The sequence below is a fragment of the Variovorax sp. OV084 genome (assembly GCF_900111625.1).
Lineage (GTDB): Bacteria > Pseudomonadota > Gammaproteobacteria > Burkholderiales > Burkholderiaceae_C > Variovorax.
The window spans coordinates 26,773-37,477 of record NZ_FOII01000034.1 but is presented as its reverse complement, the minus strand read 5'-3'; the positions used below and the strand labels follow the sequence as shown (position 1 = coordinate 37,477).

The 10,705-nt window shown below is 63.6% G+C and carries 10 protein-coding genes; 6 read left to right on the top strand and 4 right to left on the bottom strand.

Annotated elements, in window-relative coordinates; translation table 11 throughout:
- The first annotated feature begins 116 nt into the window (after positions 1 to 116).
- A complete protein-coding gene (locus tag BMW87_RS35280) occupies positions 117 to 1,139 on the top strand; it encodes an SGNH hydrolase domain-containing protein (RefSeq protein ID WP_177192913.1) in 1,023 nt (340 codons plus the stop codon).
- Positions 1,140 to 1,172: 33 nt separating this feature from the next.
- On the opposite strand, the gene BMW87_RS33800 is transcribed toward BMW87_RS35280, so the two are convergent.
- The 4 genes from BMW87_RS33800 to BMW87_RS33785 all read right to left on the bottom strand — a co-directional run bounded on the left by BMW87_RS33800 (position 1,173) and on the right by BMW87_RS33785 (position 4,293).
- The gene (locus BMW87_RS33800) at positions 1,173 to 2,234 is read right to left on the bottom strand and encodes a class I SAM-dependent methyltransferase (protein WP_093082789.1); all 1,062 of its coding nucleotides are present in this window, start codon (positions 2,232 to 2,234) and stop codon (positions 1,173 to 1,175) included.
- Positions 2,235 to 2,238: 4 nt separating this feature from the next.
- Positions 2,239 to 3,336, bottom strand: a complete 1,098-nt coding sequence (locus BMW87_RS33795) for an FkbM family methyltransferase (protein ID WP_093082786.1) — start codon at positions 3,334 to 3,336, stop codon at positions 2,239 to 2,241.
- A gap of 462 nt (positions 3,337 to 3,798) precedes the next feature.
- A complete protein-coding gene (locus tag BMW87_RS33790; protein WP_093050163.1) occupies positions 3,799 to 4,002 on the bottom strand; it encodes a hypothetical protein in 204 nt (67 codons plus the stop codon).
- Positions 4,003 to 4,011: 9 nt separating this feature from the next.
- On the bottom strand, positions 4,012 to 4,293 hold the full coding sequence (locus BMW87_RS33785; protein ID WP_093082784.1) for a hypothetical protein: 282 nt from the start codon (positions 4,291 to 4,293) through the stop codon (positions 4,012 to 4,014).
- A gap of 320 nt (positions 4,294 to 4,613) precedes the next feature.
- Here BMW87_RS33785 and BMW87_RS33780 point away from each other — a divergent pair, with 320 nt between their 5' ends.
- From BMW87_RS33780 to BMW87_RS33760, 5 genes are all read left to right on the top strand, one after another.
- Positions 4,614 to 6,209, top strand: coding sequence for a class I SAM-dependent methyltransferase (locus BMW87_RS33780; protein ID WP_093082782.1), 1,596 nt, complete (start codon positions 4,614 to 4,616; stop codon positions 6,207 to 6,209).
- A gap of 53 nt (positions 6,210 to 6,262) precedes the next feature.
- A complete protein-coding gene (ggt, locus tag BMW87_RS33775; RefSeq protein ID WP_093082780.1) occupies positions 6,263 to 7,999 on the top strand; it encodes a gamma-glutamyltransferase in 1,737 nt (578 codons plus the stop codon).
- A 61-nt stretch (positions 8,000 to 8,060) separates the two neighbouring features.
- The gene (locus tag BMW87_RS33770; protein WP_093050175.1) at positions 8,061 to 8,810 is read left to right on the top strand and encodes a pseudouridine synthase; all 750 of its coding nucleotides are present in this window, start codon (positions 8,061 to 8,063) and stop codon (positions 8,808 to 8,810) included.
- Between the two features lie 82 nt (positions 8,811 to 8,892).
- Entirely contained in the window at positions 8,893 to 9,903 is a 1,011-nt protein-coding gene (locus tag BMW87_RS33765) for a YncE family protein (protein ID WP_093082778.1), read from the top strand.
- A complete protein-coding gene (locus BMW87_RS33760; RefSeq protein ID WP_093082776.1) occupies positions 9,887 to 10,699 on the top strand; it encodes a polysaccharide deacetylase family protein in 813 nt (270 codons plus the stop codon). The genes BMW87_RS33765 and BMW87_RS33760 overlap by 17 nt, the downstream gene beginning before the upstream one ends.
- The last annotated feature ends 6 nt before the right edge of the window (positions 10,700 to 10,705 follow it).

Here is a 10,705-nt window from a genome sequence, read left to right as displayed (position 1 = left end):
CGATGTGGCCGGGGCCATCCGCTCCAAGCGGGTGATCGAGGTGCTCTCGCGCTTGGTGAGCTTGCATGGTGCGCCGCTGTTCATGCGTTCGGACACCAGAGCTTGGGCGTGGACCGATGTCACGCAGCGTGCTGCTCGGTGCGAGCGTCGTGTTGGCCTATCTCACCTATCGCTTTGTCGAGAGGCCTCTGCGCTTTGGTGGGAATCCCCGGCTGAAGGCTTGGGGATTGGCGGGCGTGATGTTGGTCATCGCGATAGTCGCTGCGATGATTTACAAGGCGGACGGCGCTCCTGGGCGCTATCCCGAGGTGATCCAGCAGGCCACAAGGTACGACCTCAATGGATTTCATGCCGGCATGCGATGGAAGACCTGCTTCCTTGAGTTTGGCGAAGGTCCCACGGAATTTAGTCCTGAGTGCGTCGATGGTGGGACAAAGCCGCTTGTCATGTTGTGGGGTGATTCCACTGCGGCAGCTTTGCAACCAGGCTTCCGAAAGCTAGCTGACGAGCGCGGCGATTTCAGGCTCGCGCAATTTACATCGTCGGCTTGCCCTCCCATCCTCGACCGTCCTGCGCTCGATCGGCCTGGGTGCATGCCAACCAATTCACAAACGCTCGCAAAGGTGCGTGAGTTGAAGCCGTCGGTAGTGGTGTTGGCTGCCGGCTGGCAGCTATATCGCGGAAACGCTGATGGCCTTGCTGAAACCGTCACAAAGATCAAGGCGGCGGGTGCGAAGCGGGTTGTCGTGTTGGGGCCTGGATTGATCTGGAACTACCCTCCGAGCCGGATAGTGTTGCGCCGTTGGCGCCTCGATCCCTCGCATGCAGTGCCGACACCCCGGCTCGACTACGCGAAGTACGGTGCCTATGAGCAACTCGAAGACTTTCGCGATGACCGGTATCTGCGCAGCGACCAGATGGAAGTCCGGATCCGAACGCTGACTGAGGGCGCTGGAGCTCAGTTCGTCTCGTTGCTGGCCAAGCTTTGCAACTCTGAAGGGTGTCTCATGCGTGCGCCTGACAGTGGCTTTTCATTTTTCCTCGACACTGCCCATCTGAACCCCAACGGGGCCGAGTACCTCGTGCACGCCATAGAGCCACGGCTCAATCTTGGAGGAGCCGCCGCAGCCGATGAATAGAGGTTTTCGTGGCTGGTTCCCTCTGGACTTTTCTTATTGGGGCGCTAGCTTTTGCTTAAGCCACTTCATGCTCGCGCGATGGCCGTTGTTTCCAACGAGCCAGTACCGGCATGGCTGGTATAGCTGGTCCACTGGGTAAACTTTGAATGCAGCGACCAGGTCATCCCTGACAAAGAAGGCGTTCACGCCACTCAGGTTGCAGCTCACCAGCGTATATCTGCCACTGAATAGATCCACCCACGCTTGCAGCGTTGCGCCGTAGTAGTCGTCCTCTGCCCACTGGTGATCGCCGACGTAGGCCATCGACAGGCTTGTCGGTGGCGGGAACTTGCCGTTGTATTCGACGCAAATGATCTTGGGTGCAATCTCCTCCAGCGCAAGGGGCATGAGGTGAAGGTCATTCCCATCGAGATCGAACGAGAAGAAATCGATGTCGGCGGTGTCGAGGTGCTCGCGGAACTGCGCTACCAGCGGTCTGACGGTTTCTTTCGTCACGAACGCTTCTGTGACCAGGAGGCGTTCGCTCTTGAGCGTCCCAAGGTGCTCGGCGATGAAGGCGATGTTGCGCGGGCTGCCGTCAAGCCAGCCACCGCGGTATCCATCAAGTAGCAACTGGTGTGTGTTGTTCTCCAGACCGTTTCCACACCCGACCTCGATGAAGGTTCCTGACATTTCGGCTCGGCCCTTCAGGCGCTCCAGGCAGGCCCGGATCATCCCGTCCTCGTCGCACTGGGCGTAGCTATTCCAGCCCTGCAGCGCGACGTTGTCAGGCATCGTGCGCGCGAGCTCTGACCGCAAGCTCGCGAGCAGTTGCGCCGAATCCTGCCAGGTGTGGCCGACATTCCGATTTCCCTCGATGCCGGGCCGCGCGGCAATGGTGTCTAACCTCGCAGAGAGGTCTGCAACACGGTCGGCCATCTGTGCTGACTGCACACTCGAATTCGAGCTGGTGTCGTGGGCCTCAGCGCGAGACTGCAAAGCGACTTGGTGAAGTTGTGCCAACGTGTCCTGTTGCCGATTCAGGGAGGCCGTTGCCGAAAGCACCGAACTGTAGATGCGGGCCAACTGACGGAAGGGGGTAACGGACTTGAGCATGGCGTTACTGTGCGATCAGATCTTGGATGGACGCGAGCCTGTCGCTACCTTGAGGAATTGCCACGATGTTGATGAAGCCCTGAGACTGCGGAGACATGCTGCTGGCCAAACCGGCGCGCACCCGCTGCTCGTTGAGCGGATGAAGTCGGGGCTGCTCCTCGGTGAGTTCGAACATTTGATAGTCGAGCTCGACCAACTCATTCCACAGAGCCAGAGGATCGTCACCGGAGCCAGTCAGGCCGAACGGCCAGAACTCCATGACCAACACAGGTCGCCAGCCGCGCGCGAATGTAGCGCGTGCTCCGCGCAGGATTCGGGCCTCTGAACCCTGGGTATCGGACTTGACCAGATCCGGCAACTTCGGCCCGTCAGCGAGCAGCACGTCAAGGGTCGAGGTGGGCACGTTGATGAATGGCCGCTCGGTGCCGTCGTCGAAGATTCTGTGGTCGCCGCGGTTTTCCGGGTCAATGAAGAGCTTCAGGGCCCCCTCCGAGTCGCTGACGGCCGCATGTCTTGGCAATGTCTGCGCGCTCCCTTGAACTCGCTCTAAGTTACGCGACAGGATCTTGAAGTTGTCGGGGTCAGGCTCGAACGTCATGATGCGGCCGGAGGGGCCGATAGTTTTGGCCGCCACCACGCTGTACCAGCCGATGTTTCCCCCGATGTCCAGCACATAGTCGCCTTCTCGGCAGAGCCGTCGCATCACTTCCGTTTCCAGTGGCTCCCAACTGCCCGTCTGCTCCAGTTGGGTGGAGATGAAGGCATCGCCAGCACGATGGATTTCGAAAGGGAAGGGGGCCATCCCATGCACACGGCTTTCTATTAGAAAAGGGCGCGTGGTGTCGCTGGCAACCTGCATACGTAGATGGGCCACAAGCGTTTCCAAGCGCTCAACCCGTTTCGCCACGCTCGCCAGATCGCGAGAGTTCGCATCGAGCTGCAGTTGCGCGGCCGAAAAATCAGGAGTGGCCACAAGAGGCTGTGGTGCGGGCGGTATCGGCGCAGCGGCGTGCTGGCTGATCTTGGCAAGCGAATCTGCGACGGAAATCACGGCCGCATAGATGCGCGCAAGCTGGCGAAATGGGGTGCGTTGGGAAATCATTCTGGAACTCTGTTACGCGGCCGATGGTAGAGCATGCAGCCGACGCACCCCCAAGGCGCACTGCTTCGCTACTACAGCGCCACTTTGGTGCCGTCGGCAGCCATCGTCACGCCGGGCGTGTTCTCGCGACCATGAGGTCTCGCCATGAAAAAGCCCGCACGAGGCGGGCAAAGGTAGCCCTAAGGAGGGAGGAGGAAGAAAACGCGGGCTACCGAAGTGAATTCTATTGTATTAATTTCACGAGGCGCGGCTGATCTTCGATCATGCTGGGCGGTGCCTCGCCGCATTCCGGAGTGACCGGGGGATCACTCACTTCTCACACGAATCGAGGCCCTGAATCCGAAACCCGCATGGATAAAGGCCTCGCGGGCGATTCTTCGAGGGTTCAAATCCCCGCAGCTTCACCTTATTCCTCAAGGCGATCCCTGCTGAGACGTTCCCTGCGTTATCAGGCTCCGGGACTCAGTAGCACTGAAACAAAACACCCTGCTCCGCAGGCGCCTTGCCAAGCCAGCGCGGCGTCTTGCTTCGCGCGTCGCAATAGTCCGAGGCTTGAACGTAGGTCATGGCACGCAGCACGCCTTCGCGTACTTGCGTCACCTCGTTGGGTGGGGTCGAGCAGCCGGTGAGGACCAGGGCAAGCGGAAGCAGTGTGCGCCAATTCATCGGGGCATTCTAAGTAAGACCACCGGGATCGTTCGAACTCCGCCCGCGGTCGGGATAGAGATACTTGAAGTACTTACCGGACTGGCCGAACAATTGCCGCGCCAGTTGCACCGGATCTTCGCCCTTGTGCTTTTCGTAGAGCACGGGCCCCCAGATGATGAAGCCGTCGATGCTGAGGCTCCTCGGGGAAGGCTCGATGGCTTTCCATGCATGTGCGAACTTCGAGATCCAGGCCAGCGCTTCCTTGAGCGCATGATTGGGCGAGGTGGTTGTTTCCTCGGTAAGAGACATGGCGGCATCCTTTGTTAAAAGACTGTACAAATATACAGTAGACTATGCTCATGAAGACATCGTTTTTTCCACCCATCCGAATTTCTCCTTGACGGGTAAACCGTCCCCCGCTGGTCAACCTGTGCGGGGGCCTTGATGCATGCCAAGCAGATAGGCTTTCAAGCCCAGCCTCACAGCTGGGCTTTTTTTATGCGCGGTTCGCGAGGCACTGTGCAAGCCCGCTTTTTTTCGCCGGAACGCGGGGCTATAGTCGGCCAGCACTGTCACATTGCAGTCACTGCAGTTTCCAGCTGCCTGCCCAGATCCCGATAAGGACGCCCGTGCCGGATTCCCTGACTTCCGAGTTGACCAGCTATTACGACACGGTGCCCTATGACTCGCATCCGTTTCCACAGTCAGCGATGGAGCATCTGGAAGCCCTGGCATTTCTCTTCGGGCTCGATGCTCCGCCTCCCGCGAAGGCCCGTGTGCTGGAGCTCGGCTGCGCGGCCGGCGGCAACCTGATTCCCTTCGCGGCACGCCACCCCGAGGCGCGTGCAATCGGCATCGATCTGTCGCCAGTGCAGGTGGCGCAAGGTACGGCGGCCATCGGGCGCGCCGGGCTGTCGAACATCGAGCTCAAGGCCTTCAACCTTGCGGACATCGACGCTTCGTTCGGCCAGTTCGACTACATCGTCTGCCACGGCGTCTACAGCTGGGTGCCAGGTCCGGTGCAGGACGCGATCCTGCGCATCTGCTCCGAAAATCTCGCGCCCACCGGCGTGGCCTACGTGAGCTACAACGTGTACCCGGGCTGGAAGGCGCGCGAGATCGTGCGCGACGCGATGATCCTGCGCGGCGGTCCGCGCGACACGCCGGAAGAAAAGCTGTCCTACGCGCGCGGCATGCTCGACTTTCTCGAGCAGTCGGCCCGTGCCGACAGTGTGCTCAAGAAGACGCTCGAAGAGGCGATGCCGATCGTGCGCAACGCCAACAGCTCGTACCTGCTGCACGAGTTTCTCGAGCCCTGCAATGCGCCGTGCTATTTCAAGGAGTTCGTGGCGCGGGCGGATGCCCACGGCCTTGCCTACCTGTGCGACGCGGAGCCGTCCACGATGTTCGTGCAGAACTACGGCGACAAGGTGCGCGATCCGCTGCTGCGCGAATGCGGTGGCAGCCAGATCATGATGGAGCAGTACCTCGATTTCCTGGTCAACCGCACCTTCCGCCAGACCCTTCTGGTCAAGCAGACGCAAGCGGCGCACATCCGCTACAAGCTGGACCCCGCGCGCATCCGCTCGCTCGAATTCGCCGGCATCTTCAGGGCCGACGACGGTGGGGCGCTTACGCTCGATGCTCGCGAGCAGCCGTGCAGCGCCATGCGAGGCCTGAAGGTCACGCTGCGGTTGCCGGTGCACAAGGCGGTGGCGCAGTTGCTCGACACGCGTTATCCGGCATCGATCTCTGCGTCGGCCCTCATCGAGGCCGCCTCCGGGCTCACGGGTCAGCCGCAGGCCGCCATCGAATCTGCCGCGATGGCGATGCTCGAGGAGCTGCTGATCCTCGGCGCCCTGCGCATCCGGCGCACGCCGGTGTTCGCGGCCGACGTGGTCTCCGGTTTGCCGCAAGCGCTGTCCGCGGTGCGAGGCGCTTCGGGTCTTGCGTCGGGCGTCGGCGCCACCGCCAACACCTGCAACCAGTGGCACGAGCCCGTGGTGCTGACGCTGCTCGAACAGAGCCTGCTGCCGCTGCTCGACGGCACGCACTCGCACGACGCGCTGGCCGAGCACCTCGAAGCGGAGGTTCGAAGCGATCGCCTGCGTTTCGTCAAGGACGACAAGCCGCTGACTGACCCGTTGGCAGTCAGGGAATTCGCCCGCCAGCAAGTCTCGCTGGCGCTCGACGGCCTGCGCCGCAAGGCGCTGCTCACGGGCTGACCCGTACGTACATCACCGTTTTTCTTCAACACACTCAAAGAGGAGATACCTGCATGCAACAAATTCACTGGACCCCGAAGCTGCGCGCTGCAGTCGCGGCGGTGCTCGCGCTGGCGGCGGCCGGCGCGTCGAATGCCGCATCGGTGGCGCCCGTTGCTGCCGAGCACGGCATGGTCGTGAGCGCGCAGCACCTGGCGAGCAAGGTCGGCGTCGACGTGCTCAAGCGCGGCGGCAATGCCGTCGACGCGGCTGTGGCCGTGGGCTACGCGCTGGCGGTGGTGTACCCCGCTGCGGGCAACCTCGGCGGCGGCGGTTTCATGACCGTGCAGCTGGCCGACGGCCGCAAGACCTTCCTCGACTTCCGCGAGAAGGCACCGCTGGCCGCCACGGCCAACATGTACCTCGACAAGGACGGCAACGTCATCAAGGGCCTGAGCACCAATGGCCACCTCGCCGTGGGCGTGCCCGGTTCCGTCTCGGGCATGGAGTACGCGCGCGAGAAGTACGGCACCATGAAGCGCGCCGACCTCATCGCCCCCTCGATCCAGCTGGCCGACAAGGGCTTCGCGCTGGAGCAGGGCGACATCGACATGCTGTGGACCTCCACCGCCGATTTCCAGAAAGACCCGGTCTCCGGTGCGATCTTCCTGAACAAGGGCCAGCCCTTCCAGGTCGGCCAGAAGCTGGTGCAGAAAGACCTGGCGAAGACGCTGAGGGAAATCAGCGCGAAGGGCCCCGACGGCTTCTACAAGGGCTGGGTCGGCAGCGCCATCGTGGCGTCGAGCCAGGCCGGCAAGGGCATCATCACCCAGGCCGACCTCGATCAGTACAAGACGCGCGAACTCGCGCCCGTCGAATGCGACTACCGCGGCTACCGCGTGGTGTCGGCGCCGCCTCCCAGCTCGGGCGGCGTGATCATCTGCGAGATGTTCAACATCCTCGAGGGCTATCCGCTCAAGGACCTGGGCTTCCGCTCGGCCCAGTCGGTGCACTACCAGATCGAAGCCATGCGCCACGCCTACGTGGACCGCAACAGCTACCTGGGCGACCCCGACTTCGTGAAGAACCCGCTCGACCGCCTGCTCGACAAGGGCTACGCCGAGAAGATCCGCGCCGTCATCGATCCGAAGAAGGCCGGCGTCTCCAAGGACATCAAGCCTGGTGTCGCGCCGCATGAAGGCAGCAATACCACCCACTACTCGATCACCGACCAGTGGGGCAATGCTGTCTCCGTGACCTACACGCTGAACGACTGGTTCGGCGCCAAGGTCACGGCCGCCAAGACGGGCGTGCTGCTGAACAACGAGATGGATGACTTCACCTCGAAGATCGGCGTGCCCAACATGTACGGCCTGGTGCAGGGCGAGGCCAACGCCATCGCCCCGGGCAAGCGTCCGCTAAGCTCGATGAGCCCGACCATCGTGTCGAAGGACGGCAAGCCGGTGTTCGTGGTCGGCACGCCCGGCGGCAGCCGCATCATCACGGCCGTGCTGCACACGATCCTGAACGTGGTCGACTACGGCATGAACGTGCAGGAAGCGGTGGACGCTCCGCGCTTCCACCAGCAATGGCTGCCCGACGTCACCAACGTCGAGACCTTCGCGCTGAGCCCCGACACGCGCAAGATCCTGACCGACATGGGCCACAACCTGGGTGTGCCGCAGCCGGCTAACCACCTCGCGGCCATCATCGTCGGCGCGCCTTCGCTGGGCGGCAAGCCGGTCGGCAACAACCGCTTCTACGGTGCCAACGATCCGCGCCGCAACACGGGCCTGGCGGCAGGCTACTGATCCTGCGGCAAACTAGAAGGCGGTCGTGCCCTTGTCGGCGCGGCCGCTTTTTTCATTTTTCATGCATCTGCAAGACATCCTCTATACCCAGGGCTTCGGCACGCGGCGCGTGTGCGCGGGCCTCGTCCAGCAAGGCCACGTGACCATCGAGGGCCAGGCTGTGACCGACCCCTTCGCCGATCTCGACCCCGAGGGTCTTCACTACACGGTCCAGGGCACCGCGTGGGCGTACCACGAGAAGGCCTACCTGATGCTGCACAAGCCGGCCGGCACCGAGTGCTCGCAGAAGCCCTCGACCTATCCGAGCATCTACACGCTGCTGCCGTCGCCGCTGCGCCTGCGGCCCAACAAGGGCGCGGTGCAGGGCGTGCAGGCCATCGGCCGGCTCGACCAGGACACCACCGGCCTGCTGCTGCTGACCGACGACGGCCAGTTCATCCACAAGATGGGCTCCCCCAAGCACCACGTGCCCAAGGTCTACGAGGTGACGGCCAAGCATCCGGTGGACGAGGCGCAGATCGCCAAGCTGCTGGCAGGCGTGGTGCTCGACGACGACCCGAAGCCCGTGCGCGCCGCCGCCTGCGAATCCGACAGCCCGCTGCACCTGCGGCTCACGCTCACCGAGGGCAAGTACCACCAGGTCAAGCGCATGCTGGCCGCGGTCGGAAACCGGGTCGAGGGGCTGCACCGCTCGCGCATCGGCGACCTGGCGCTGCCTGATGACCTTGCGCCGGGGCAGTGGCGCTGGCTGACCGCCGACCAGGTCGCCGCCCTGCGCGCGCCGGCCAAACCGGCCAAACCGCCGAAATAAGCGGAACAAAGCGCCCCCTGACGGTCAGCCAGTCCTAAGGCTCGACCGTTAATCTCGCCAAGCTCTCTCCCGGAACCTTCCCTTGCGACTCCCTGCTCGACCGAACGGCCGCATCGCGGCTTTCCTGTTTTCCTGTCTGACGGCCATGGCGGCATTCCCCGCCGCCGCCGCCGCGCCGGCCGAACTTCCCCCGATCTTTGTGCTCAACTCGCTGGACGCCAGCGTGAGCGTGATCAATCCCGTCGACTGGACGGAAAAACAGCGCATTGCCACCGGCAAGGAGCCGCACCACATCTACATGACGCCGGACGAAAAGTCGGTCATCGTGGCCAATTCGGCGGGCGATTCGCTGACTTTCCTGAACCCCCGCACGGCGGAAGTGCAGCGCGTGGTCTACGGCATCATCGATCCGTACCAGCTGCAGTTCTCGCGCGACATGAAGTGGTTTGTCACGGCCGGCAACCGCCTGAACCACGTCGACATCTACCGCTGGGACGGCAAAGACCTGAAGCTGGCCAAGCGCATCGCCAGCGGCAAGACGCCCAGCCACATCTGGATCGACAACACCAGCACCATCGCCTACGTGACGATGCAGGACAGCGACGAGATGATCGCCGTCGACCTGCCCACGCAAACAGTCAAGTGGCGCGTTGCCACGGGCACCATGCCTGCCGACATCTTCGGCGTGCACAACGACAAGACCCTGCTGGTGGGCCTGACCGGCAGCGATGGCGTGCAGGTGTTCGACGTGGCCGGCGCCGAGCCCAAGCTGGTCGGCAAGATCCCCACCGGCAAGGGCGCCCACGCCTTCCGCTCGGCCGGCGACGGCAAGAGCGTGTTCGTGAGCAACCGCGTGGCCAACACCATCAGCCGCATCGACCTGGCGACGCTGAAGGTCATCGCGACCTATCCCGTGCCCGGCGGTCCCGACTGCATGGACCTGTCGGCCGACGGCAAGACCCTGTACGTGACCTCGCGCTGGATCAAGAAGCTCAGCGTGGTCGACCTGGCCAGCAACAAGGTCGTGCGGCAGGTGAATGTCGGCCGTTCGCCGCATGGCGTCTGGACGCTCGATCATGCCAAGCGCATCTAGCCGCATCGGCGCGGCCCTCGCGCTGTCGCTGGCCGGAGTCGTGGCTCCCGTCGCCTGGGGGGCGACACCGGGCGCCACCTGCGAAAAGCCCGTCTACCTGACCTTCGACACCGGCCACATGGGCGTCGCCCCGCTGGTGGCCGACGTGCTCAAGCGGCAGGACGTGCGCGTCACCTTCTTCGCCGCCGCCGAGCGCACCCAGACCGACGGCGACAGCCTCGACGACCACTGGGCGCCCTGGTGGAAGGCGAGGGCGGCCGAAGGCAACGAGTTCGGATCGCACACCTACGACCATGCGTACTGGCGCGCCGACGTCAAGAGCACGCCGCCGAGCTTCCGCATCAAGCCCTCGGCGGGCCCGCAGGACGGCAAGGAATCGACCTGGAGCGCGGCCGAGTACTGCGCCAACATCCGCAAGTCGTCCGACCGGCTGGCCGCCATCACCGGCAAGAAGCCGCTGCCGCTGTACCGCGCGCCGGGCGGCAAGACCTCGCCCGCGCTACTGGCCGCCGCCGAAGGCTGTGGCTACAAGTACGTCGGCTGGGCGCCCGCCGGCTTCCTCGGCGACGAGCTGCCGAGCGAGAAATTCAGCAACGCCAAGCTGCTGACGCAGGCGCTCGACACCATTCGCCCCGGCGACATCCTGCTCGCGCACCTGGGTATCTGGTCGCGCAAGGACCCATGGGCTCCGGCCAACCTCGAGCCGCTGATCGTCGGGCTCAAGGCCAAGGGCTTCTGCTTCCAGACGCTGCGCCAGCACCCGGACTTCCGCGCCTGGATCGCATCCCACCCCTGAACGAGT